Annotated in this window: 24 protein-coding genes; 7 read left to right on the forward strand and 17 right to left on the reverse strand. The window is 46.5% G+C overall.

What is annotated here, in order from left to right; all coding sequences use genetic code 11:
* Nucleotides 1-809 precede the first annotated feature (809 nt).
* The 3 genes from JGK20_RS12880 to JGK20_RS12890 form a co-directional block, all read right to left on the reverse strand.
* Nucleotides 810-2,249, reverse strand: coding sequence for an IctB family putative bicarbonate transporter (locus tag JGK20_RS12880; RefSeq protein WP_293230728.1), 1,440 nt, complete (start codon nt 2,247-2,249; stop codon nt 810-812).
* A gap of 246 nt (nt 2,250-2,495) precedes the next feature.
* Nucleotides 2,496-3,389, reverse strand: coding sequence for a histidine kinase dimerization/phospho-acceptor domain-containing protein (locus JGK20_RS12885; protein WP_293207332.1), 894 nt, complete (start codon nt 3,387-3,389; stop codon nt 2,496-2,498).
* Between the two features lie 454 nt (nt 3,390-3,843).
* Nucleotides 3,844-5,289 (reverse strand): 1-acyl-sn-glycerol-3-phosphate acyltransferase, encoded by a 1,446-nt coding sequence (locus tag JGK20_RS12890; protein WP_293230688.1) that lies wholly within the window; start codon nt 5,287-5,289, stop codon nt 3,844-3,846.
* Between the two features lie 236 nt (nt 5,290-5,525).
* Between JGK20_RS12890 and JGK20_RS12895 the strand changes: the two genes are divergently transcribed.
* Nucleotides 5,526-5,648 carry a hypothetical protein gene (locus JGK20_RS12895; protein WP_293191917.1) on the forward strand — a complete coding sequence of 41 codons (123 nt, stop codon included), beginning with the start codon at nt 5,526-5,528 and terminating at the stop codon, nt 5,646-5,648.
* A gap of 157 nt (nt 5,649-5,805) precedes the next feature.
* Here the strand turns inward: JGK20_RS12895 and JGK20_RS12900 are convergent, their stop codons facing one another.
* The 7 genes from JGK20_RS12900 to JGK20_RS34510 all read right to left on the reverse strand — a co-directional run bounded on the left by JGK20_RS12900 (nt 5,806) and on the right by JGK20_RS34510 (nt 10,087).
* Entirely contained in the window at nt 5,806-7,815 is a 2,010-nt protein-coding gene (locus JGK20_RS12900) for a ribonuclease R family protein (protein WP_293230690.1), read from the reverse strand.
* A gap of 302 nt (nt 7,816-8,117) precedes the next feature.
* A complete protein-coding gene (rpsR, locus tag JGK20_RS12905; RefSeq protein WP_006631377.1) occupies nt 8,118-8,333 on the reverse strand; it encodes a 30S ribosomal protein S18 in 216 nt (71 codons plus the stop codon).
* Nucleotides 8,334-8,544: 211 nt separating this feature from the next.
* A complete protein-coding gene (gene rpmG, locus JGK20_RS12910) occupies nt 8,545-8,733 on the reverse strand; it encodes a 50S ribosomal protein L33 (RefSeq protein ID WP_293182798.1) in 189 nt (62 codons plus the stop codon).
* Nucleotides 8,734-8,771: 38 nt separating this feature from the next.
* Nucleotides 8,772-9,281, reverse strand: a complete 510-nt coding sequence (locus JGK20_RS12915; protein WP_293196260.1) for an RDD family protein — start codon at nt 9,279-9,281, stop codon at nt 8,772-8,774.
* Nucleotides 9,282-9,410: 129 nt separating this feature from the next.
* Nucleotides 9,411-9,692, reverse strand: coding sequence for a type II toxin-antitoxin system mRNA interferase toxin, RelE/StbE family (locus JGK20_RS12920; RefSeq protein WP_293182794.1), 282 nt, complete (start codon nt 9,690-9,692; stop codon nt 9,411-9,413).
* Complete coding sequence (locus tag JGK20_RS12925) at nt 9,689-9,901, reverse strand: hypothetical protein (protein ID WP_293182792.1); 213 nt, start codon at nt 9,899-9,901, stop codon at nt 9,689-9,691. Before JGK20_RS12925 ends, JGK20_RS12920 begins: the two co-directional genes overlap by 4 nt.
* Before the next feature lie 57 nt (nt 9,902-9,958).
* Nucleotides 9,959-10,087, reverse strand: a complete 129-nt coding sequence (locus JGK20_RS34510) for a nucleotidyltransferase domain-containing protein (RefSeq protein WP_363319198.1) — start codon at nt 10,085-10,087, stop codon at nt 9,959-9,961.
* A 261-nt stretch (nt 10,088-10,348) separates the two neighbouring features.
* Here JGK20_RS34510 and JGK20_RS12930 point away from each other — a divergent pair, with 261 nt between their 5' ends.
* Complete coding sequence (locus tag JGK20_RS12930; RefSeq protein ID WP_293191907.1) at nt 10,349-11,203, forward strand: SGNH/GDSL hydrolase family protein; 855 nt, start codon at nt 10,349-10,351, stop codon at nt 11,201-11,203.
* A 292-nt stretch (nt 11,204-11,495) separates the two neighbouring features.
* Here JGK20_RS12930 and JGK20_RS12935 read toward each other — a convergent pair whose 3' ends face one another.
* The 3 genes from JGK20_RS12935 to JGK20_RS12945 form a co-directional block, all read right to left on the reverse strand.
* Nucleotides 11,496-12,398 carry a DUF4436 family protein gene (locus JGK20_RS12935; RefSeq protein WP_293230692.1) on the reverse strand — a complete coding sequence of 301 codons (903 nt, stop codon included), beginning with the start codon at nt 12,396-12,398 and terminating at the stop codon, nt 11,496-11,498.
* A 124-nt stretch (nt 12,399-12,522) separates the two neighbouring features.
* A complete protein-coding gene (locus tag JGK20_RS12940) occupies nt 12,523-14,034 on the reverse strand; it encodes a carotenoid oxygenase family protein (protein WP_293191901.1) in 1,512 nt (503 codons plus the stop codon).
* A 162-nt stretch (nt 14,035-14,196) separates the two neighbouring features.
* On the reverse strand, nt 14,197-15,651 hold the full coding sequence (locus JGK20_RS12945; protein WP_293182782.1) for a folate/biopterin family MFS transporter: 1,455 nt from the start codon (nt 15,649-15,651) through the stop codon (nt 14,197-14,199).
* 198 nt (nt 15,652-15,849) lie between these two features.
* Here JGK20_RS12945 and JGK20_RS12950 point away from each other — a divergent pair, with 198 nt between their 5' ends.
* From JGK20_RS12950 to JGK20_RS12970, 5 genes are all read left to right on the forward strand, one after another.
* Nucleotides 15,850-16,329 (forward strand): hypothetical protein, encoded by a 480-nt coding sequence (locus JGK20_RS12950; protein ID WP_293182780.1) that lies wholly within the window; start codon nt 15,850-15,852, stop codon nt 16,327-16,329.
* A 4-nt stretch (nt 16,330-16,333) separates the two neighbouring features.
* A complete protein-coding gene (locus JGK20_RS12955) occupies nt 16,334-16,846 on the forward strand; it encodes a cupin domain-containing protein (RefSeq protein WP_293182778.1) in 513 nt (170 codons plus the stop codon).
* Nucleotides 16,847-16,975: 129 nt separating this feature from the next.
* The gene (locus JGK20_RS12960; protein WP_293196254.1) at nt 16,976-17,620 is read left to right on the forward strand and encodes a class I SAM-dependent methyltransferase; all 645 of its coding nucleotides are present in this window, start codon (nt 16,976-16,978) and stop codon (nt 17,618-17,620) included.
* Between the two features lie 221 nt (nt 17,621-17,841).
* Nucleotides 17,842-18,696: an AraC family transcriptional regulator gene (locus JGK20_RS12965; RefSeq protein WP_293182774.1), complete on the forward strand. Its 855-nt coding sequence runs from the start codon at nt 17,842-17,844 to the stop codon at nt 18,694-18,696.
* Nucleotides 18,697-18,935: 239 nt separating this feature from the next.
* Nucleotides 18,936-19,532 (forward strand): ferric reductase-like transmembrane domain-containing protein, encoded by a 597-nt coding sequence (locus JGK20_RS12970; protein WP_293196252.1) that lies wholly within the window; start codon nt 18,936-18,938, stop codon nt 19,530-19,532.
* A gap of 126 nt (nt 19,533-19,658) precedes the next feature.
* Here JGK20_RS12970 and JGK20_RS12975 read toward each other — a convergent pair whose 3' ends face one another.
* From JGK20_RS12975 to kdpF, 4 genes are all read right to left on the reverse strand, one after another.
* Nucleotides 19,659-20,927: a sodium:proton antiporter gene (locus JGK20_RS12975; RefSeq protein WP_366038864.1), complete on the reverse strand. Its 1,269-nt coding sequence runs from the start codon at nt 20,925-20,927 to the stop codon at nt 19,659-19,661.
* 192 nt (nt 20,928-21,119) lie between these two features.
* On the reverse strand, nt 21,120-22,262 hold the full coding sequence (locus JGK20_RS12980) for a universal stress protein (RefSeq protein WP_293182816.1): 1,143 nt from the start codon (nt 22,260-22,262) through the stop codon (nt 21,120-21,122).
* Nucleotides 22,263-22,491: 229 nt separating this feature from the next.
* On the reverse strand, nt 22,492-23,118 hold the full coding sequence (kdpC, locus tag JGK20_RS12985) for a K(+)-transporting ATPase subunit C (protein WP_293230694.1): 627 nt from the start codon (nt 23,116-23,118) through the stop codon (nt 22,492-22,494).
* Between the two features lie 162 nt (nt 23,119-23,280).
* Nucleotides 23,281-23,550 carry a K(+)-transporting ATPase subunit F gene (kdpF, locus tag JGK20_RS12990; RefSeq protein ID WP_293182768.1) on the reverse strand — a complete coding sequence of 90 codons (270 nt, stop codon included), beginning with the start codon at nt 23,548-23,550 and terminating at the stop codon, nt 23,281-23,283.
* Between the last annotated feature and the right edge of the window lie 23 nt (nt 23,551-23,573).

Consider the following 23,573-nt stretch of genomic DNA (forward strand, 5'->3'; position numbering starts at 1 on the left):
CTTTACAACTAACAGGTATGTAGTATGTAGTAGTAGTTATGTAGGTGCACGCTGTGCACCTTATACCATTTGAGATTTGAGATTTGAGATTTGAGATTTGAGATTAAAGAATTGGAAATGACTGATGACTATAGCCTTTCTCAGTAACAGTGCGGTGCTCATAGGGCATAGGGCATAGGGCATAGGGCATAGGGCATAGGGCATAGGGCATAGGGCATAGGGCATACCTCACTTATTTGAGAAAGGCTATAGCGCGTCGCGTGAGAACCCCGGTCTTTCAAGCCGGGGATGAAACGCAGTTGCAACCTTTAGGTTGCCAGTAATCTGTGTTATAGTTTTTAACAATGTGGAACAAGTAGGCGTATCAACTACGCGTAGAACCATTCCTAGAACGGTGAAATTCCGGGCAGTAAGACACCCTCAACATCTTTGTTTGAGAAAGACTATGGCACAGCCAAGCAGCGCAGGATGGGGAGCGTACCGAACTGGCTTAGTGTTGAGAAGTGCGAACGAAAGCATAAATCAAAAAAGTAAGCGTAATTGCAACACCAAAAGGTAGTTGTTTTGAACGTCTAGATGTGTCTTGACAGCGTATTTAAGAGTGTCAAAGCTTCTTAAGAATCTCCGCACCTTCAGGTCGGAGAGTGTCAAATCATCGCTTGCAGCTTTAGGAAAGCTGTCTGCTTTTTGGGAACTGGAATCCTTACCGGGCGGGGATAAAACCCCGCCATTACTTTTATAAGTTCGATTTTTGAACCGCAAGCTTTTCGGTGATTACCCAGGGGTACCTGATTTTTCCGATCGCTATTCTACTCGCCCTGTGTCAAACCTGAATCTTGCTGCTGCTGAGAATTGCTATAAAAACTAGCAATAATCGCCACCATCAACCACCACAGCATATTAACTTCCGGCCGATACCAAACTGTATCGACAAAACCGTGAGCCATCATACCAGTTAAAGTGGCGATCGCCCCAATCAACCAAAACCCCTGATTTGATTTGAGATTTGGGGATTCTTCCTCTAAATGAGAGCTGTTAAATTGTGCGTCGCGCAATTTTTTGATCTGCAACAAACCTTGATTGACGGTAACAGTCATCAGCCACAGGAAACACATTAAACCGATAAAACCAGTTTCGACGGCAATTTCTAGCAGCACAGAATAAGCGCTCAAAGCAGTGAATTTTGGCTTCATATAAAGCGGATAAACTTTATTAAAAGCAGTATTTCCGGGCCCAATGCCGAGGATTGGCCGATCGCGAATCATGTCAATCACCGCCATCCAAACATTAATCCGAAAATTGTTGCTGCTGTCGCCGCGCCCGACAAACATACTCGAAACTCGATCGCGCAACGCTGGCACCAAAGCTACTCCCAAAATTAACGCTCCAGCCAAACCTCCTAACCCTAACGGTAGCGCCCAAGTGCGCCAGAACCTAGGCATCAAAGGGCTGTACCAGTACCAAAGCAGGACTAAAAACACTACTAGCAGTGCCACAAAACCGATCCAAGCACCGCGACTGTCGGTGTAGCGCAAACACGCGCAATTCACCACCAGCATCGTCAACGCTAAAAGTTTGGTTCCCCATCCTTGCCACACAAAAAGTGCGGCGGCGCTCAAGGCAATGGCTGGTAGCAAATAGGAACCGAGCAAGTTGGGATTGCCCAAAAAACTGTAAACTCGGGTGACATCGGCTTGAGTAGAAGTCGGATCGTTCCAAGTAGCTAATGGTGGCACTTTATCAATCCACTGCCGCACGCCGTAGAAACTGACAATTAAAGCAACATTAAGATATACGGCTATTAACCACGATCGCAAACGGGAATCTCGCAATATCCGCGCCATCAGTGCAAAAAATAGCAAATACAGCGTTAGCTTCGTCCAGCCTGTAAAAGCGGCGGCTTTCACCGGCGACATTGCTGTGGCGACGGTAGCAATGCCCCAGTACAAAAGTACCAGCAAGTGAATGGGTGTGAGGGCGATCGCGCGATCGTCCGAAACAGTCAGCAGCACCCAAAACGCAGCGGCAGCAGCCATCAACACACCCACCAGGGCGTTGTTTACAAATGGGCCCATACCGAACGTCAAGGCGAGCAAAACAAAACCCAGGGGCTCGGCCCACTGCATCAGCCAGCTACTCTGCCGCCAACTGCGCGCATTGCCGATCGCCAAATTCAATAAATAACTGCCACTTTGCCACTGAGAGAGCGGCAAATTTGCCAGAGTTAACTGTTGCCAAACTGAATTCATTTTTAGATTTGTACTTGGTAATTGGGCATCGGGAATTGGGCATCGGGCAAACAGGGAATTGGCCAAACAGGGAATTGGGCATCGGGAATTGGGCATTGGGCAAACAGGGAAAAAGGTATTTGTTATTTCTAACAACTGCCAACTGCCAACTGTCAACTGCCAACTGTCAACTGCCAACTGCCAACTGCCAACTGCCAACTGCCAACTGTCAACTGTCAACTGTCAACTGTCAACTGCCAACTGACTTCATCTTTCCAACAACTCGGTAGCATTGGTACAGGGGAGCCAGAGCACGTAGCGATATCCAGATTCTGGAGTGCCTTGAATCGAGAGTTTGCCGCCTTGAATTTCCACCAACTGGCAGCAAAGCAGCAGCCCCAAGCGTTCCCTAGCGCCGTAACCAGCTAACACAGGTGCCGTATCCGCAGCATTCTCGGCCACCAAAGCCGCCAACTCAGAAAACGCCAGCGTTAATCGCTGCGAAGCCTGTGTCTGTGACGGAAGTGGCGGTTCAAATTCCAGGGAGTCGGTTTCGGAGTTCGATCGCGCACCGCGATCGGCTCCGACCTTCAACAAGTAGTCGGAGTAGAGTTTAGCATGGGGCAAACTTTCACCCAACCAAGGATGAAAAACCCAAACTCCGATATTGATACCGTCTTGTTTCCGAGAAACGTGGACTCGAATCACGCTGCCTGCCCCAGCCGATTGAATAATGCTAAAAATTAAGTGGTGCAGCATTTGCTGAACTTTATCCTTATCGGCCAGCCAGATGCGCGGCCCGGGCCCCATTGACAAGTTAATTTCTTGCTCTCGTCTAGAGGCTGCTGGCGACAGGGTTGTCACAACTTGCTGAGACAAAGTTTCTATATCAACTGCGGTTCGCTTCAATGTGAAAGCGGTATCGTCTAGATCTGCCAGTTCCAAAATTTCTTCAACTAGCGATCGCAAAGATCGGCTGCTGTCTTGGATCACGTCGATATATTCTTTTTGCTTGCTCGTTAAGGGGCCGTAAATTTCTTGGTTCAATACGCTTGCCATGCCGAGGACAGAAGTGAGCGGGGTGAGCAATTCTTGCGCTAAATGATTCAGCAGTTTTACTTTAATTGAGTTAGTAGATAAATCGATAGGTTTGTTATTCATCGGTTATTTTTGTTGGTTCATTATCGAGCGCTTATTGTTAGATCGAGTCCGGTTAAATAATTCTAATTAAGTTTGTACTGAGGACGGCAGCCCTCAAAATCTTAAAACGCCGAACGAAAACAACTTTATTATCAGTGATTAACCGGCACTGATACTTAGTTACTTATTATACATCTTCCCCAAGTTTATAACAAGTTGTTTGCTGCACGAATTAAAAATAGAGTGGCAACCCAAAGGCAATATATAGCAGTTGACAGTTGACAGTTGACAGTTGACAGTTGACAGTTACATAGTACGAGAATCAAACCGTTTATGCTAAAGGGTTATAGGATCTATTCATGACATGATTTATGTCCTAACCTATGTGGCGGTTGCTATATCATCCTTATTTTTGCTTCTCTCTTCCTGCGTCTCTCTTCCTACTTCCCTATTCCTAATTGCAGATTCGGACTAATTAAGATTTAATCATTTCTTCTAAAGCGGATTGCAAGTCTTGAGTGAGTTCGGCAACTGCTACCCTGCGGCTGCTTTGATATCCCTCCCAGCGATCGCCCACTGATATCGGTTCGCCCACGGTCATTTGCACCTGCTGTTTGCCCAAAGAAGGTCGGCCGAAAGGATTTCCGCCTTTGATGCGAGTCAGTACGTCCCACAGCAGTAAAGTTGTTTCTGCCAAACGTTCTGCTGTGAGCTTTTCTTGGACGTATCTGCCCGTGACTGAGACGAAACTTTCGACAAGTCTCATGTGCCACATCCGCAGACTTGCTTCTTCAGCGAGGCGATCGGCTAATCCTCTTTCTAAGGCACAAAGTCCTGCAATATCTTTGATATCTTCTCGATAAATATAGTCCCAGCCTGCTTGTTCCAGACGGCGGCAGCGGTCTATCAAACTGCCTTTGGGCTTCAAGTTAAAATATTCTTCTGCTACTTGCAAGCCTACGTCTAACAGTGCTGTCAGTCGAGGAATCATCGCTTCATTTTCCGAATCGTTTGTCGTTGTTTCGGGCAGCGGTATTAATGTCAAAGAAGATGTTTTTAACTGTAAATTTCGATGATAAAAACGGGCGTAAAACTGTTCCATTACTGTTAGTAAATGGTTGCCAACTCGAATCAGGCGCAGATATTGGAATTTGTGATGCTGGTCTGCGGGAGCGAGATTTTCTGCCTCTAATTTAGCAATCTCGGTGGGTTCTAAGGCTGGAAGTCCGCAATCTATTTCTAATTGAGTTAAAAGTTTTTCTAAGGGTTCCCAAGGTGGATTGACATAGCGGTATTGAATGCCGATCGGCACAATCAACACTTTTTCATCAGTACGTCCGGCTTTTAGCAAGTCTTCAACGCACCAGAAGCCCATTTGAGCGATTCCCGGTTCCAGGGGGCTGACTATTTCATTGTGACCGTTGGTGGCGCCTTCTGGGGCGGCGGCGATGGGAAATTGGCTGTTGGCGAATAAATCGCGGGCCGATCGCAATCCAGCGCGATCGATCTTGCCGCGCACAATCGGAGTACCGCCGAGGCGAGAATATAGCCAGCCGACGCTAGAACCGGCCCACAGAGGAATTCCGCGATCGTAGATAAAGTGGGAATGTACCGGGAATTGCAGGGGAATGCCTTTGGCGCGCGCCGCCTGGGGAACGAGTTTCCAAATTAGTTGTCCCAAACAGTAGGGATCGTCGGAGTTGGGATGGCGGAAGGCGAGTAAGAAGCGAACTTTTTGATTTTGAAATTGGTGGAAGAGTTCGGCGAGGGTTTCGACGTTTTCGGCTTGAATGTGGCTGATATTTGTCTTAAATCGCAGCCACCAGGGGAGTATTTGCTGACAACCATTGACGATGAGGGGGTTGTAGGCTGGGGGTATGAATTCCAGCGGTGGCTGAACTTGGTTTATAGAATTGGGCATTTGGCGATTTTAAATTTTTGATTTTAGGAATGAGAATTAAATAAGCTGTCGTGCATTTCAATTGCATATTCGGGACGGGCTAGAAGCCCATCCCACAAGACTTGAATTATTTCTTGACATACAGTTTAAATGCACAACAGGATGGGCGTCCCGCCCGTCCAGAAAGAACGGGATCTTCTGGCCCATCCCACTTTTAAGAGTGTAAGTTATTAAATTTTAGTTCCTTAGTTAATCATGTGCGATCGATTTACCGCAATCAGATTCGATCGCGCGTGCGGACTTTAGTCCGCAGCCTGAAAGCGGACTTTAGTCCGCACTACAAACAAACGGTTTTTGTGATGGTAATCGACTCGACATGATATAAGACGGCGCTTGCAACCGCCCCTAGAGAAACAAAACCCACTTCAATGAGATTGCTAACTTAAGCTTATTGGTTTATAGCCGCAAACGCACAATTCCTGTCAGTAAGATTTTGGCAATCCAAAATCTAAAATCTAAAATCTAAAATCTAAAATCCTATTGTGCGGCTTCAAAAATCATTTCTTGGAAGTTAATCACGTCCGATCGCGGATCGCAGTGAGTGACTTTGACTTCTAGCCGATCGCCAATTTCGACCGATCGACCAAATCGCATCGCCAACTCCAAACCCAACTCTTCCAACAAAATCAAAGCCAGATTGCTATCTTCCCTCAACCAGCGCAGCATCAAAGCTTCCCAAACCTCATCAGGATTGCGCCGCAAATATTCCAATCCCCAATAACGGTTTGTTTGGCGTTCCACAGTAGAGGCTTCTCTAACTGCGGTACCGAGACACATCACAATATCCTGTATTTCTTGGGCCGAAAAAGGCAGTGGTTCGTCCCGCAGGTGGGCTTTAATTTGGAAGTGAGTCAGCAAGTCGGTATAGCGGCGGATGGGGGAAGTAACTTGAGTGTAGGATTCCAAACCTAAACCTGCGTGGCGTCCGGGGGTCAGACCCATTTCGCTGCGGGGCATACAGCGACGTACAGCGCAAGCGCGGGCTGGGCCAGCGGGCACGGCCAGCAGTTCTTCCTCTGGGGGGAGTTCCGGCTGCGGCTGATAGCGGTAGGGTATGGGCAGGCTGTGAGTTTGACCGTAGCGGGCGGCGACTTCGCCAGCTAAAATCATCATTTCTGCTACTAGCAATCTGGCTGTGGAGTCGTCGATGACGTGGATTTTGATTTCGTCGCCGTGGACTTTGATGACGGATTCGGGCATGAAAATGCTGATGGCGCCTTGGGCTTCGCGCCATTTTTGACGCAGTTTTGCCGCCGAGGCGATCGCGCTTATTTCCGGTTCTGCTTCAATTCCCAACTCCAGCATTTCGTCTACGTCATCGTAGGTTAAGCGATAGGTGGGTTTGATCTTGCTGATATGGATGCTGTAATCTTGGGCCGCGCCGATTTCATCTAAGGTGACACTAAAGCTGAGGGCGCTGCACTCTTTACCTTGAATTAAACTCATCGGCCCAGTTGCCAAAGCTGGGGGAAACATCGGGATCATGCCCGTGGGCAGATACACTGTAGTGGTGCGCTTTCTGGCTTCGAGGTCGAGTTCGTCTCCGGGGGAAAGCAAGCGTGTGGGATCTGCTATGTGTATCCACAGACGCTGCTGGCCGTTTTCGAGGAATTCTAGGCTGAGTCCGTCGTCGATTTCCGTAGTGCTTTCGTCGTCGATCGTGTAAACCTTGAGGTGAGTTAAATCGAGACGATCTGTGTCTGAGTCGGTTGAGGGTTCTTCTAGGCAGCTTTGCGCTACTTCTAATACCTTTGCCGATAGTTGTAGCGGAATTTGGCTTCGCCGCAAAAACAGGTTTTCGTGGGGACTCCACAGGCCGAGATCGACTAGGAGTTGAAATGCTGCTTCGGGGTTTTCGGGACGTTGTAAGCTGGCTAAAGTTTCTAAGGCCGGCGTGCGGTGAGTTGCTTCTTCTCCGAGGGTAGCAAAGCGTTCTAGGGCATCGAGGCGAGTTCGATCGCTAGTTGCCCAATCTACATTATTTTCCCCAGCCAGCCGCCGTTTAACTCGATCCCAAAATCCTTGGGATTCTTGGTGTCGGTGCTGTTCTACTTCTTGCTGGTGTTTGATTTCGGCTACTTGGGCAACTGGTCGCGGTTCGTAGCGATCGCCCTTTTGTTTAAAATACAGTTTATCTGTGGACAGCAAACAATAAGCTGCATAACATTGCGCCGGAGTGCGATCGGAAAATAGCAGCATAGCCAGGGCTTCTGGATCTGTATTTTCTCCGTCGCCCACTAGAAGTTCCCAAGCTACTTCTAGACTCGACGGATCTGAGTAAGCTTCTACTTCTTTAAGAAATTTGGAAATGTCGGAGGGTTTGTAAGTTTCTCCGACTGCTTCATAGCTGATTTGTTTTGGCGGAATGCTGTGCGGTTGACCGTTTTCGTCTACCACTACCCAGTTTTTCTTGCCGTCAGGGCGATCGGCAACGGCCAGGCGGCGGTCGCCGTGCACTCTAAATTCTACTAACGTTCCCTTCTCCACTTGCCCGCTTTATATTTGAGATTTTGGATTTTTACAGTTGCCACTTATCGAGTTTCTTTGCTTCCGATTTTAGATTTTGGATGTTTACATTTTTTAAATCAATTGTCAAAACTAACATCTAAAAAGTTCTGCTTTTTGTGCTTTAATTTTTAACTTTTGAGATTTTGATTAAGACTTACGCACCAGCGACTCAATACCAAATATTGCCAGCTATTAGCTACCATCGCTTGCGACAAAAAGACGTTGTTTTCGCGTAAGTCCTATTTTTGTCCAAAATCTAAAATCTAAAATCCAAAATCCAATTAGCCTTCTTGGTTTACGAAGGGCATCAAAGCTACAATTCTTGCTCTTTTGATGCTGCGGGTCAGGTCGCGCTGTTGTTTTGCCGTCAAACCGGTAATCCGGCGGGGCAAAATTTTACCGCGTTCTGTGACGTATTTTTTGAGCAAATCGACATCTTTATAGTCGATCGGGTCTCCTGGTTTGATTGGCGAAACGCGCCGGCGAAAGTAAGTCATGGTTCTTTGGTAATTGGTAATCTGTCATTGGTCATTGGTCATTGGTCATTGGTAATCGGTCATTGGTCATTGGTAATTGGCAATCGGTAATCAGTAATTCTTAAAAGATTCTTAAATGACTGCGATAGTAGAAACTATTAGCCATTAATCCTTAAATACTACTCATTCCCCATGCCCCATGCCCCATTCCCCATGCCCCATGCCCCATTCCCTACTTGATCTCTTTGTGAGTAGTGTGCTTGTTGCAGTGGGGGCAGAACTTTTTGAGTTCTAGCCGTGCCGTCGTGTTGCGACGGTTCTTGGTCGTGGTGTACCGAGACACGCCTTTGGAGCGTTTGCTCGCGTTTGTTCGGCACTCAGTACACTCTAGGGTAATTATGATGCGGACGCCTTTAGCCATAATTCTAAATAAATTTCGACTAATTTAAACACAATTTATTATCGTCTCACATTTGTCTGCACTTGGTCAAGCAATCTTCTAACTTTGATGTCGAGGGAGTAGCCGCGCTTGGTTCCGATGACGATCGTCCTACCGAGTCGATCGTGAAAAGCTTGGGGAAACCTTTCTGCGTCGGTGAAAGCAACGCTACAGTCGATCGCCAGTGGTAACATCAGCAGCAAGACGCCCGCGTTAGTGGAGGTGAGCCCACCTACACCTGCGAAGGCTAGGGCGGCGCAAAAGCCCAGCAATGCCTCGCGCTTGCACAATTCTTGCACTCCGGGAGTCCGTTGGAATCTAGGATCGAAAATTTTCATGTCCAGGGCCCAGCGCCCGAGACTTTGACCTTGGTTTTTCCTGACGATGGCTACGCGCATTATCATCCACAGCAGGACAAAAAGAAAGGTTTGGGCGATCGGATTTGTACCGAGAAGCAAACTGGGTATCCAAACGGCGATCGCATCGATGCAGAAGGCACCGGCGCGGCGATCGAGTGATACTTTGGGCAAGAGGGGAACTAGGTCGGAACTCATAGGCCAAAAAAAGAATTACTTTGAAATGGGTAAGTCCTATTTCTATCGTAATCGAAATCAAGGGGCTTGAAGCCGTAGGGCATAAGGTCAAGGCGCAGCTACATATTAATAAACCTCATCATGGCTTCCAATATCAACCAAGACAATTAAATCATCACCTGTTGTAGCATCTTTTTTGAAAGCAAAAATGATTCGACAATCATAGGCCACTGAACAAGACCATAAACCGTCCAATTTCCCCGTTAACTTATGAGATTTTAAAGCCGGATTAAAAGGATCATCGCCCAACAATTCTAAAACCTCTAATATCTGGTCTTGTAATTGCTTATTTTTTTTGATTAATCGCTTAAAACTTCTTTTGAAACTCGGATCTGTTGTTAAAATCATTCCTCCTCCAATAAATATGACTTCAACTCTTCAAAAGTTCCTCTCATGGCTGTTCCAGTCTCTACAGCCCTAAAAACTTCCTGAGCATTAGCCAAAATTTCATCCCTCCGATTTTCAATCCGTCGCTTGCGGATTAGCTCAAACAACTGATCCTGATCTTCTATTGATAAACTTTCGACCTGAGCAATAATTTCTTGTACAGTCATCATACAGCCTCCTTTAAACTAAAATCAACGAAATATTTCGCCTCCACCAAAACCCAATCCTTAATCAAACGGCTTAATCCTTATTCCGTTATAATCCACCAAAAGGTCAATATCACTACTCTCATCGACAACACCCCGCGCCACCGAACCAAACACCCATACATTAAACGCCCGATGTCGCAGCGCCACCGCCAGGATATCCTCGCCCTTGGACTTTAATAACTATTGTAACTTCAGCATAGGATTTCCTCAAGCATCAATTTAATTTGAAACTTTACAGGCTTACAGATCCATTCGTGGAAGCCCCCCGCGTTCACATCAGGAGTGTCAAAAAAGCCCTTAATATAATTATATAGCAACTGCCAAGACTGTTAGGATATTCTTAATCACTGAAAATCTTGCCCGGAAATCCCAAGCTCAAAACTTAAACTTTTCCTCAAAAACTGTGTCATGTCTCCAAATGTGCGATCGCCCCGTCCCAAATCCCCGCTGAAGCAAGTGTTAATCAGACTTGTCCTCGCCGTAATTGCTGCTGTTATCGCGTTCAACATTCCTCACTCCTTAATTCCCGTGTTTAAAGAACCTGTATCCGAAGCATCGCCGCCGCCCGAAATCCAAAACGTGCTCGCCGGGAAGCGCATAATTGTGACTGTGGGGGACAGCATCACCGAAGCGGCGAAATACCCAGGAGGTTACGTTTGGCTGCTCCAACGCTATCTAAATGCCCTGTATCCCGATCGCAAAATCGAGATCGTCAACGCGGGAATCTCCGGTAACAAGGCGAGTGATATGCAGGCGCGTTTTCAGAAAGATGCGATCGACAAAAAGCCAGATTTAGTCACGATCAACGCCGGAGTTAACGACGTTTGGCACGCTTTTTTCGACTTCAAAAACCTGCAATTTCATCCGCAAGGCAACCTAGCTGCGGGATTACCGCTGGCAGAATATATAGACAAAATAACTCAAATGGTACTGGCAGCAAAAGCCGCAGGAATTCGAGTCGTGCTGCTTTCTCCTACTCCCATCCGCGAGATTCTAGACGGCCCAGAAAATCGCAGGTTGCAAGAATATGTTGTGGCGATGCGAGAAATTGCCAAGCAAAATCAGTGCTTGTTTATCGATTTGAATGCGCCTTTTCGGGAAGTGATCGGCACCTATCAAAAACACGCCGGAAAAACTCTAAATTTGTTAGCAGCCGATGGAGTTCACCCGAATCCGTCGGGATATCGAATCATTGCTTTTACTATATTGCGCGGTTTGGGAGTACCCGCTAAGGATATTGAAAATTTGCAGGTGAAAAATTGAGCAGAAGGAAGAAGGAAGAAGAAAGAAGGAAGAAGGAAGGAAGAAGGAAGAAGGAAAGAAGTAGCTGTAGGGTGTGTCGCCCTTAACAATCTCTAAATTTGACAGACAATCTCACAGCGACGCACCTGACAAAGAGGGTTGAGGAAACAAGCCGTAGTCATTAGTATTTGTAGGGTGCGTCGCCATAAAAAATCCCTAAATCCAATCGACAATCTCACAGCGACGCACCTGATACTTAGGGTGCATGGAAACAAGTCATTTTTTTTCGCAGCCATATTTTTCATAAATGGTATTAATCATCAAGCGGCGGATGATAGCGCTTCAACCAACAGCTACCGATGATCACCAACGCTACCACAACAATCATTTCCGTCCAAAAAAATGACAGGAAATCGCTAGCAGTTCCCACTGGCGGAACTCCCGGTTGAGAGTTGCGAATGCCGGGAAAAGCAAACAGCATCACACCTGTCCAACTCAACATTCCGACTTCCGGCAACTTGCCAGATTTCATCACCTTTAATGCTAGCAACAGCGCCATGATTGACAGCACCCACATGATCACAATAATCACCAAGGAAAAGAATTTTACCGGAATCGATCGCGTGGCTGAAACATCGATATAAATAAATATAGATGAATTCTCTTCCATCGGCTTATAACTGATATCGAAGCCGGGAACATCGGCATTAAATTTAAATTCCAGCGGCACAGGATTTAGTTGGAAGGGAGCAAACTGTTTGCCAATTGAAGCCAGCGGGTCAATTGAAATAGCTACTTTAGCAATGTGCGTGTCAAACGGATAATTGTTGATTTTTCCCTTGACTAAGTTAAACTTTAATGCCGGGACAATCATCGGTTTGCCTTCTTTAAAGCTAATTTCCGAATCCTCGACATTGGCGCCGTTAACTGTCATTAACAAGTCTTGAGCGGGGTAAGTCGGCCCTTTTTTATAAATACCTTTGAGCTCGAACTGCAAGCGGGTTTCTAATTCGTTTTTAATCGGGTCTACGCCAATTACGGTCATTTTGACCTCAACCAAGCCTTTCGGGGCTACAGCGGGATCTGGAGATGGGCTGTAAGGCTCTTGGGCATTAGCATTGTGAGAGTAAATAGATAAGATAATTGCTAAACTTACGGCTACGCTGCAAATTAAAATAAGTATTTTTTTGATATTTGATTTGTTGACAGTTTGCATTAATTAGGGATATTTTATGTATTGACTTGTTGTTAGTATTCCCCGCAATACAAAAGGTTCGTAGTGAGGACTTTAGTCCTCTGACGGATGCGGACTAAAGTCCTCACTACAAACCTATTTTATCTTAGTTCTCGGGAAGCAGTACGTTTGGTGTAAAGCTGCCGTGCAAACCGTAGGGAATGTGCTGTTTTAAATGCAGGCGCGCTAGGGGGCCTTTGGTGATGTCGCGGGCATCTAGAATCGCTAAGGTCGATCGATGATTAGCCGCATCATACATCAAAACCAGCAGCCAACCGTCATCCTCAGCCCTTGCAGCCTCAGGCGAGACGGCTGAATCACGGGGAACAAAAACTGGTTCACCAGCAAAGCCGCGCGGCGCGACACTCCAAACTTGCCTTTCACCCGTGTGGAAATCTATTTTAAGAATAGCTTGCAAAGGAGCATTCCCAGTGGCAGAGTCAGCGGCGCCGATATAAAGATATCGGTAAGGTTGTCCGACATTATTCGGATGCAAAGTCGGAAACTCGCAGCAACGAGTTTCCACAACTTGATGCTGCACGGTTTTGTCTTGCAGATTTAACTTGAACCGCCACAACTCGCCCGCTGGAATGGTGTCAAAATCAATCTCCAGAAAATCGCCGTCATGTTCGACAGTGGGAAATGATTCGTAGCAAACTGAATCTACAAAAACTTCGCCGTTTTCTTCCCAGGCGTTGCAGTGGTGGAACACAAAACAAGGTTCGGTTTCTAATATTTTTACCTCGTCAGTGCCGTTGCGCGGAATTAAAATTGCTTGGGTGGGCTTGTTTGGCGAAAATTTAATGCACTGCGCTGCACTCCGAAATCCTAATAGGAAAAGTAGGGGATTGAAGCTGACAGGATTTTGGAAGAATATGCAGTAATTCTCGGTAATTACCATGTCGTGTAGGAAGGCAAAACCCGGGATTGCATGGGCGTGTTTCTGCAATAGTTTGCCAGTTTCGTCGAGTTCGTAAATCGTGATTGTACTTGACAAACCGGGCTTGACGGAAAAGTTGATTAATCTGTCTCCTTTGCCATTTTTCCCTTTTTCAATTCTGGGGTGGGCGGCGAAGGCTTCACCGGGTTGTAAGATGCCGTCTAGGGTGTCTAATCCGAGGGTTTCTAGGCTGCGGGGGTCGAGTCTGTAGGGCTGTGCTGCTTCCCAGAGTGCTAGCAGTTTGTCGCCCCAATAAATGATGTTGGTGTTGGCGATGTTTTTGATTTTGACATCAAAGATGTTGGCCAGCCAGCCTCCGGGTTTCTGTGTGCCGAATACGCCTCGGTGCAGGATTTTTCCGGCTTTTTGTTCGGCGAGGTAGCCTTCTGTGTGTACGAATCGGTTGCGGAAGTGGGCGCGTTTTTGGGAAATTGCGATCGCACAAATCATGCCGTCGCCGTCAAAGGGGTGGTGGATGCGCGATCCGTTGACATCCAATAATCCGGGCCCGTTACGAAAGAATGTGCCTTGTAAGCCTTCTGGGATCTCGCCTTCGATGTTGTCAATCCAGTAGTCGGCTTCGTTGGGTTGGGATTCGTAGCCACGCTGCCAGTCTTTGCGATCGTATGATAAGTTTGGGGCTACTGTTTTGGCTGGGGAAGTTTGTAAGTTTTGCATTGGTAGAATAAGCTTTTATTGATTTAACCGCAGAGGGCGCAGAGAGCGCAGAGAGAAAGAAAGAAATAAAGGAGAGAAAAATAGCAGAAAGAAAACTATCAAGATATTCGCAGTCTATTTTCTTCCTTCTTCCTTCTTCCTTCTTCCTTCTTCTTTCTTCCTTCATTTGCTTTCTACGGTGCGGGTTTCGGGAATTGATGTCGGTACTAAGTCGGGAAAGTATTCGGGCATGAAATGCTGTCCGCCCGGTTTTGCACAGCCCAGTTCGGGTTCTAATACTGGGAGAGATTGTTGGTAGTTTGGATCGCCGCTTTCTGTACTTTCTGCCGGGAGCCAGTTTAAGAAGGGGAGGGGTAGCAGTGTGGAGAGGTTGGCGATGACTACTAGCAGCCAGAGGTTGTCGAAATTGCGATCGGTAATTCCGAGCCAGTGTGTCAAAATTGCACCGCCTTCGTAGGAAATAATTCCTGCTAAATTGGTGACAGACATCAGCACTGCAAATAAGGTTGCTTCGACGCCTGGAGGACACAACCGCGCTGATAGTACCAGCACGGGCATATAGGCAATTTGTCCGATTACTGTCAGGATCAGGCTGTCTCCGATGCTGAACCATTGGTCGTCAATTCCTAATGCTCGGTTGGCATGAGTTACTAATAATAATGTAGTCATGCCCAAGGCACTTGCAATGACTGTTGACCAGCCGAAAATGACTCGAAATGGAATTGCTTTGAGGTAGCGCTGAAACAGCCAAATGCCAACGAGGGCGGCTATGCTGGTGACGAGGCGCACTCGTCCGAGAAATTCTGGCTGAAAGCCTAATTCGTTGGTGCTAAAAAAGAAGAAGGCGGAGTCCGAGCTTGGTGTGGATTGCCACAGAAATAGAAAGGCGGTGGGCAACCAAATTGTTTTTTCGGCAACAGCTTGCCGCAGTTGTTTGAGTTGGTCTTTTACTGTTTCAAAGTCGGTTCTTTTGTTGACTTTTTCTTCGGTAATTAACCAGGCTGTTGTTGATACGATTAGCGGGAAAGATGCAGTGATTAAAAAGATGGTGTGGGTGCTGAAGTGTTGCAGCAGGGAACCGCTGAGGTAAGCGGTAATTAGTCCGCCAATGGCTGATGCGCCCCAAGACAAGGATTGCAGGGAACCGGCGTCGCTAACTGTTTCCTTTCTCGCTCTTTCTACTACTAGGGAGTCGGCGATTACGTCGCTGACGGCTAGTGAAACGGAACTTAGGGCGATCGCCCCTGTGGCCGCTAAGGGCGTGTGTACGACTGTGGCCATCCCCACCCATGCTGCCGTTCCCAACAGCCCCGAGAGGACGATATAAGGCCGTCTGCGGTAGCCGAATATGGGCAACCCGTCGGACATGAAGCCGAACAAGGGTTTGATAATCCAAGGTATGGCGACGACGCCCAGCATGGCTGAGACTTCGGCGGGAGTCATGCCGAGTTCGTCTTTGAGGAAGAAGCTGACGGCTAAGCGGGCTAGTCCGAGGATGCCTTGGACGAAATAAATCAGTAAGATGGCTATGAGTTCCGGGGTTGGCTCATTCCCGAAGAATACTTTTTCTTTTAAGGATTCTTTGAGTTTGCTGGCGCCAGAGGGGGAAAGGAGCATTTGAGCAATATTTCTTAATGAATCTCAATATTTATAACACATTCTTAATGAATTGACAGTTGACGGTTGTGACGGTTGTCAGTTGACGGTTGACAGAAGTCCAAGGGAAGCAAGGGTTTCAGCAATTAGCACTTGGACGATCGCCAGGAGAGCTTGCTACGATTGTAATTAATCTGAATTTAAGGATTTTTTGTATCAATGAAAGCAGAAATCAGAATTTTCTCTCTGGCAGTAACTTGGATTTTAGGAGCGGGGGCTCATTTAGCCTTGGCTTTACCTGTTGCTAATCAGCAAGGAGATTATACGGGGCTGCTGGCGAGACAGCGGGGCAACAGGCAGGTGAATTGGGTGGTTGTTGACTCGGATTCTCAAGGGTTAAATTGCCGGATGGCTCAGCGATTTAGATCTGTTTCTGTAGATGCTCTTGATGCACCAGATGAGTTATTTGAAAAAAATAAACATAATGTTTCGCAGTGGCCTGTGGTGACCACTTTTCGGCGGGGACAGCGCTTGCAAGCGGTGACTGGAAATAATGCTAATCAAATTATGATTGCTGACTCTCAGGGTAAGCCTTGGTTGCCGATTTCCACTGATAAGGGTAATTGTTTTGTGCGGGCGAACAGCCGTTTTGTTAAACCGATTCGTGAAAATCCTACTACTTTGAAACCTTTGGAATAGAGAAATGAACCGCGAAGGCGCGAAAAACGCGAAGGAAGAGAAAGAAGAGAAGGAGTTTTGTATGATTATTCATCCTAATAATGTCCCAGAAAGTACAGGCTCAAATTATCCTCAGCAATTTAAATATGCTGTTGCGGGAAGAGTTAAAAAACGCTTGGGTGATGCTGCGGGTTTGCAGAATTTTGGGGTAAATTTGGTGAGGTTGGCGCCGGGAAGTTGCTCTGCTCTTCGACATTGGCACTCTCGTCAAGATGAGTTAGTCTATGTTCTGGAAGGGGAAGTTACTCTGATTACAAATTTGGGTGAGCAATTGCTAAAATCGGGTATGGCGGCGGGTTTTCCGGCTGGAGATGCTGACGGGCATCATTTGGTGAATCGCTCGAATGCTGATGTGGTTTATCTAGAAATTGGCGATCGCACTCCTGATGATTCAGCAAGTTATCCCGATGATGACTTAATCGCGAAAGCGGGCGATAATGGTTGGATTTTTACGCATAAAAACGGCGAGATTTACTAAATATCAAGGGTTATTAGCCCCCTTCAGGTGCGGGCGGATTGTTTTTATGGAGAGGTTTAAATCCCCGTCTTAAAAACCTCGCACTCATCTGTCAACTGTCAACTGTCAACTGTCAACTGTCAACTGTTTATGAGTCAAGTTAATCTTTGGAGTTCTGCGGAACACGCTTTGTGGTATCTTGCTAAGGCTGATGGTATTCCTCACCGCACTGAGGGTGAGGCGGTTTTGTTGGAGGAAGTGCCGAAAGATGTCAAACGGATTCTGGATGTGGGTACGGGTGATGGGCGGTTGTTGGGTTTGCTGAAGTGCGATCGCCCGAATGTTGCATCTGTGGCGATCGACTTTTCGCCAACTATGCTGGAAAAAGCCCGCATTCGCTTTGCTGATGACAATACTGTCACGGTAATCGAGCACAATTTTGACGCACCTCTGCCGGATTTGGGCAAGTTTGATGCGATCGTTTCTAGTTTTGCCATCCATCACGTAGAGGACGATCGCAAACGTTCGCTTTACGCCGAGATTTTCGAGCTTTTGGAACCCGGAGGCATTTTTTGCAATTTGGAGCACGTAGCGTCCCCAACAGAGGCTTTGCATGAGAAGTTTCGAGAGGCACTCGGTATCAGCAAAGAGGGTGAAGATCCTTCTAATAAATTGCTGGATGTGGAAACACAACTGCGCTGGTTTAGAGAAATTGGTTTTGACGATGTAGACTGTTATTGGAAGTGGCGGGAACTCGCTTTATTAATTGGGGTGAAACCAATCGCATCGCAATAATATTAGTTCGATAGTAAGGCGTGCATCTGCAAGCAAATATGCGTGTAGGGGCGAAGCATGACCGCAATCAATATGAGATTATAACTAATAACTTATATGCGGTCATGCTTCGCCCTCTTCAAAAACCAGATGCACCCGACTGTTCGGACTTTAGTCCTCTAAATCTGCGGACTAAAGTCCTCACTACAAACCGTTTTTGTCGCTCGAAGTCGAGACTCGCTGTGTCTGATAATGAACCTGCACCGCATTTGCACCTCCTTTCTAGCTTTGAATTGGGATGGAATGGTTTGAATCTGATTTATGAGCTAGAACCTGCTGACGAAATGCCGGAAACTGATTTAGAACACCACTTTATTCTCATCGCTGAAAATGATTTTCGGGCGAGTTTTATGTTGAATGGAAGTTTGCAAGAGGTAGATTACGCCAGCGGCGATATTGCGATTATTCCTGCTACTCAAACTATTCCGAGAACATTTGTCGATCGCGAAGTTCCATTAATTGAGCTGTTTCTCGCCCCTGAAATGCTGGCGCGCGCTGCTTTTGACTCTGTGGATGCAGATAAAATTGAGTTGGTGCCGCAGTTGCATCTACGCGATCCGTTAATTCAGCATATGGCGCTGGCTTTGAAGCAAGAATTAGCAGCCGGAGGCGCAGACAGTCGCCTGTATGCAGAGTCAATGGCAACAGCGCTTGCTGTGCATTTGCTGAGGCGTTATTGTTCTTTTACTCCTGAAATTAAAAACTATACGGGCGGGTTGTGCAAGTATCAACTAAGGCAAGTATTCAATTATATTGAGCAAAATTTGGATGGTAATTTGAGTTTGGAAAATCTGAGCAGTGCTGTGCAGATTAGTCCGCATTATTTTGCAAGTTTGTTCAAGCAATCTACAGGATTTACACCCCATCAGTATGTGATGAAATGCCGCATTGAGAGAGCAAAGCAGTTGCTTCGGCTGCGGGAGTTGACACTTGTAGAAATCTGCCACCAAGTCGGATTTCAAAGTCAAAGTCATTTTACCAGAGTGTTTCGCCAACAGGTTAAAACTACTCCAAAGGCTTATAGAGATGCGCTTTGAAGGTTGGGAAGATTAGGACATTTTTGGGAAGATTTGGCAAGACAGCGGCCACGGGCGATCGCTAAATTTAGTATGTACTGAGTTCGTGTCCTGTTAATTACTGGCAATCATAAGGTTTGGTTCGTAGTGAGGACTTTAGCCCTCTCTTTGATGCGGACTAAAGTCCTCACTACGAACCAATTTTTTCATGGTGTTCGATCGGACAGGATATGAGAATTTATTGTAAGGATTCATCACGGATGAAAGGTAGTAAATTTGCTGTGGAAGGATGGAGCATTGTTGGTTTGTCGGCGCTGACAATTGGGATTATGCTTGCTGTGATTTGGCTGATTTACGGTGTTGATGAGACAGCGATGCGGTTGGCGATTCGAGCAACTGCTCGTACTTCGTGTATCTTATTTCTATGTGCTTTTGTGGCTTCGTCACTTCGCAGGCTGTGGCCCAATATATTTACACAGTGGCTGTTAAAAAATCGCCGCTATTTGGGGCTATCGATGGCTGTGTCGCATACGTATCACGCGATCGCCTGGACTGGCTTGTGGTGGGCCACTTCTGGCGCGTCGCCCGGGTTTGACCCTCTGGGGATCTTGGGCTACGTGTTCCTGTTTGCAATGACTGTAACATCTTTTGAGCGATCGGCAGCATGGATCGGTCAACGGGCCTGGAAGATTCTACACAATGCTGGAATGCACTATTTCTGGCTGGCTTTTACCTTTGAATTCGGTATCAAGATTGTTAAATCGGCGATCGTATATTTACCTTTGACAGTGTTGCTAGTTGCAGCAATGATGCTCCGCTTAGTTGCTCCGAGAATACAGAGAAAATTAGTTGGTTAGGACTTCGATCATCTCCTGTATCCTTTAATAAAACTGGTTCGTAGTGAGGACTTTAGTCCTGATTTCTGAGGACTGAAGTCCTCACTACGAACCAGTTTCATCTGCTTGGTGTGTTAGTCCTGTGAATTAAATTAAATCCGGTACTTTAGGTTTAATTCGCCGCTCGTACCAGTTCATTAACGGGGTGGCGCTAATGCCGTGCACAATCACAGAAATTACGATCGTAGTAAAAGTAATCCAGGCAATTTTCTCGGCAGTTTCGCCTTTCAAACCGTGACCGAAAGCATAGGTAAGATAATAGATTGAACCGACGCCGCGAATGCCGAACCAACCGCAGAGCCAGCGACTGGCGGGATGCAAGCGACTGCCAATCGTACTAATCCAAGCTCCCACAGGCCGAATCAAAAAGATTAACAATCCAGCTATTAAAAGGGCGTAGCTTCCATGTGCAACGAGAGCTTCTAGGCGCAACATGGAACCCAATATTAAAATTGTTCCTACTTCCATTAACTTTTCTATGCGCTCAGTAAAGTGCAGTTGGGAAAGCGGTTTTTCGGGGTCGCGGTAACTGCGCTGCACTACAATTCCTGCTACAAAAACTGCGAGGAATCCGTAGCCGTTGACTACTTCGGTGAGGGAATATGTGAGCAGAATTGTGCTGAGAGCGATGAAATCTTCCATTAGTTCGTCGGCGGGCCTGTAGCGTTGCAATCGGCGATCGATCCAAGTGACGGCTTTGGCTACTAAAATGCCCATGACGATACCTGCGGAACCCGCCCAAAGCAAGTCAATAGCTACCCACTGCGAAAACCAGTTCGGCCAATTGTTATCTTTTAGCGCATAAATGCCAAAATAAACAAAGGGAAAAGCTAAAGCATCGTTTAATCCACCTTCCGATGTTAAGCCAAAGCGCAATTCATCGCGATCTTCTATATCAGCTATCTGAACTTCTGAGGCTAAAACTGGATCTGTGGGTGCCAGAATTGCTCCTAGTAAAATGGCAGGGCCCCAATCTAATTTCACAAACCAATGAGCGATCGCAGCAACAGCAAAAATCGAAATCGGCATTAAAAAACCGAGCAGCCGCGCGGTGGAATTCCAGGCCCAAAGTTGTAGCGGGCGATTCATTTTTAAGCCGCAACTGAACAGAGAAACAAGAACTACAAATTCTGTGAGTCTTTCTAAAAATTGAGCTTCGGGGCGCAATTCAACCAGCTTGACGCCGTAGGGCCCCAATCCGATACCGACAATTAGATAAATTAAGGCATAAGATACCGGCAATCGCGAAATCCATCCGGAGCCCAAGGTGACGGTGAGCAGGAGGATGCCAATCACTAGCAAATTTAGAATGTAATGATCTACCATAGCGATCGCACTTTTAATCAGCTTTAACAAGTGCAATCTTGACAGATAAAAGCTTCTGGCACATCCGCCACCAGCTAGAGCCTGCTATCCTCCGAAAGTTATATTTATGAGTTATTAGTTATGAGTTATTAGTTATTAGAAACAACAACAAACACCAAACCTAAGACAAATAACTAATGCCCTATGCCCTATGCCCTATGCCCCATGCCCCATGCCCAATAACTACCGACTTTTTTCCGTAGAGATGATGTGCAAATCTACGTGTTTGAGCGATCGCACTAACTGTTGAGTCAAAGAACCCCGAAACAGCAATTTCCAGCGTGATTGCTGGCTTTCGCCGATCACAATTTGAGTAATCCGATACTGTTTAGCTACCTCAGAAATTGCTTGTGCGATATTCGGACTTTCCACCCGCAGAAATTGGCCGTTAAATTCTTGGCAAAGCTTCTGGCAAGTTTCAACGTGCAAGCTTTCGGATTTTGTTAAGAAGCGATCGGGAGCATCCACAAACAAAGCATAAAATGGGGCATTCATGTAGTTCGCCAGCCTTGCACCCCGCCGCAGCAGTTGCAAGGAATTAGGAAAAGTCGATACGCATACTAAAACTCGTTCGTGAATGTTGCAAGATTGACCTTTTAAAGTTGCTGCATCGTCTTCAACACTATCTGCTACCTCCCGCAGCGCCAGTTCTCGCAATGCGATTAAATGACGGCGCTGGAAAAAGTTTTTTAAAGATTGTTCTATTTTTTCAGGAGCGTAGATTTTGCCTTCTCGCAACCGTTCTTCTAAGGTTTCGGGCGTGACATCAATAACGACTATTTCGTCAGCTTCTTCGAGAATGCGATCGGGTACTCGCTCTCGCACTACAACTCCCGTAATTCTCGCTACTAAATCGTTGAGACTTTCTATGTGTTGAATGTTGAGGGTAGAGAAAACATCTATCCCTGCTTTCAGAATTTCTTCGACATCTTGATATCGCTTTTCTCGCAGAGAACCGGGAACGTTTGTATGAGCCAGTTCGTCTACTAATGCTAGTTGAGGGCGGCGTACTATTAGGGCTTCAGTATCCATTTCGGTAAGTGCTTTTTCGCCGTGCAGCATTTCTTTTCGCGGGACTATTTCTAGTCCTTCGCCTTTAGCTGCTGTCTCTTTCCGCCCGTGAGTTTCTAACAGTCCAACGGCGACATCAATGCCTTCAGATTTGAGTCTGTGCCCTTCTTCCAGCATTCGGAAAGTTTTGCCGACACCGGGGGCCATTCCGATAAAGATTTTGTGCTTTCCCCGGCGGTGAGGGCGATCGTAACCGCGATTTGGTTGGGCGTAAATTGCGTCGGAATTGTTACTGAGTTCGCTAGAGTGAATCATCGCAGTTGGCAGTTGACAGTTGACAGTTGACAGTTGGCAGTTGGCAGTTGGCAGTTGATAGTTGACAGTTGATAGTTGACAGTTGACAGTTGACGGTTGACGGTTGACAGTCAATTACCGATTACCAATGACTACTAAGAGGGCGGGCATGGGGCACCGCCCCTACCTGACTAATGACTAATGACTAATGACTATTCACTACTGACTGCTGACTACTGACCACAGAGTATTATAAACCGTCGAGAGCCAAATTTAGTTTGAGGACGTTAACTCCCGGTTCGCCAAAAATTCCCAGAAATCTGTCTTCTGTATTCTTGGCTACCAAAATTTCTACTTGATTGAGATTGACCGATCGCACTTTTGCTACCCGTTCAATTTGCGATCGAGCTGATTCTACGCTAATGTGCGGGTCGAGGCTAGAACCGGAAGTGTAAACTAAATCCGCAGTCGGTTTGATACCAACTAAATTGAGGCGAGCCAACTCAACTTCTACCCCCTGAAAACCATCTTTTTCATTACCTCGCTTCACCAGATCCGAGTTGCTAGGAGCAAGATTGCTCGCTCCCGAAACGCCCGTTCTCTGACTTAAGTTTTCTGCCTTTGTGGGGTCGTAATCTATTGCCGCAAAGCTGCTGTAATTTGTGGTACTGGGGCGACCCCAAAAATATTTATCCGAGCCGAAAGACTGACCGATTAACGATGAGCCGACTACAACTCCTTGGTTGGTAATTAAACTGCCGTTTGCTTGGGAATTGAAAGCAAGTTGACCGATTGCGAGCAGGATTAAGGGATAAATAATCGCTGTGATTCCCCACAAAACTAAAGTAACGCGAATAGCTCTGATTAATTCTCTCATACATGACCTCAATGAAGGAAGTTCGGCAACGGATTGTGTAACGGATTGTGTAACGGATGTCATGAAAAACTGGATGCCCGAAACCGGGTTTTTGCGAAAATATTTGGTTTAGCCGCCAGATTCGGTAAAAAACCCGGTTTCTAAGGTTGACAATGGAAATGCCTAAAATCTTTCTGGCTGAAAAATCACGACAAACAAATAAACTGCTAGCCCAATAATTACTAAACCCAAAAGACTTAAACCCCACGCCGCTTTTTTGGTCAAACCTTCATCCGCAGCCGCATAAACCGCGGGTGCAATTATCAAGTTAAAGCACATTACCAGAAATAGCTGCACCGGGATTGGGTGGCGCGATCGCAGCATTTTCGCTAACTCAATTGTTTCTTGAAAGTCTCTGGGTAAAACATCATTCAGCAAATCATTCCGTTTCATGAATTCTCCTTTGTTGGGAACTA

This window comes from Microcoleus sp. PH2017_05_CCC_O_A (assembly GCF_020738785.1).
Classification (GTDB): Bacteria; Cyanobacteriota; Cyanobacteriia; order Cyanobacteriales; family Microcoleaceae; genus Microcoleus.

Coding starts and splice junctions, on each gene's coding strand:
- JGK20_RS12880 (WP_293230728.1), bottom strand. CDS start 2,249: ATGAATTCAGTTTGGCAACAGTTAACTCTGGCAAATTTGCCGCTCTCT.
- JGK20_RS12940 (WP_293191901.1), bottom strand. CDS start 14,034: ATGCAAAACTTACAAACTTCCCCAGCCAAAACAGTAGCCCCAAACTTA.
- rpmG (WP_293182798.1), bottom strand. CDS start 8,733: ATGGCTAAAGGCGTCCGCATCATAATTACCCTAGAGTGTACTGAGTGC.
- kdpF (WP_293182768.1), bottom strand. CDS start 23,550: ATGAAACGGAATGATTTGCTGAATGATGTTTTACCCAGAGACTTTCAA.
- JGK20_RS12950 (WP_293182780.1), top strand. CDS start 15,850: ATGAAAGCAGAAATCAGAATTTTCTCTCTGGCAGTAACTTGGATTTTA.
- JGK20_RS12890 (WP_293230688.1), bottom strand. CDS start 5,289: ATGCCCAATTCTATAAACCAAGTTCAGCCACCGCTGGAATTCATACCC.
- JGK20_RS12945 (WP_293182782.1), bottom strand. CDS start 15,651: ATGCTCCTTTCCCCCTCTGGCGCCAGCAAACTCAAAGAATCCTTAAAA.
- kdpC (WP_293230694.1), bottom strand. CDS start 23,118: ATGAGAGAATTAATCAGAGCTATTCGCGTTACTTTAGTTTTGTGGGGA.
- JGK20_RS12885 (WP_293207332.1), bottom strand. CDS start 3,389: ATGAATAACAAACCTATCGATTTATCTACTAACTCAATTAAAGTAAAA.
- JGK20_RS12935 (WP_293230692.1), bottom strand. CDS start 12,398: ATGCAAACTGTCAACAAATCAAATATCAAAAAAATACTTATTTTAATT.
- JGK20_RS12930 (WP_293191907.1), top strand. CDS start 10,349: ATGTCTCCAAATGTGCGATCGCCCCGTCCCAAATCCCCGCTGAAGCAA.
- JGK20_RS12955 (WP_293182778.1), top strand. CDS start 16,334: ATGAACCGCGAAGGCGCGAAAAACGCGAAGGAAGAGAAAGAAGAGAAG.
- JGK20_RS12970 (WP_293196252.1), top strand. CDS start 18,936: ATGAAAGGTAGTAAATTTGCTGTGGAAGGATGGAGCATTGTTGGTTTG.
- JGK20_RS12920 (WP_293182794.1), bottom strand. CDS start 9,692: ATGATTTTAACAACAGATCCGAGTTTCAAAAGAAGTTTTAAGCGATTA.
- JGK20_RS12980 (WP_293182816.1), bottom strand. CDS start 22,262: ATGATTCACTCTAGCGAACTCAGTAACAATTCCGACGCAATTTACGCC.
- JGK20_RS12960 (WP_293196254.1), top strand. CDS start 16,976: ATGAGTCAAGTTAATCTTTGGAGTTCTGCGGAACACGCTTTGTGGTAT.
- JGK20_RS12925 (WP_293182792.1), bottom strand. CDS start 9,901: ATGATGACTGTACAAGAAATTATTGCTCAGGTCGAAAGTTTATCAATA.
- rpsR (WP_006631377.1), bottom strand. CDS start 8,333: ATGACTTACTTTCGCCGGCGCGTTTCGCCAATCAAACCAGGAGACCCG.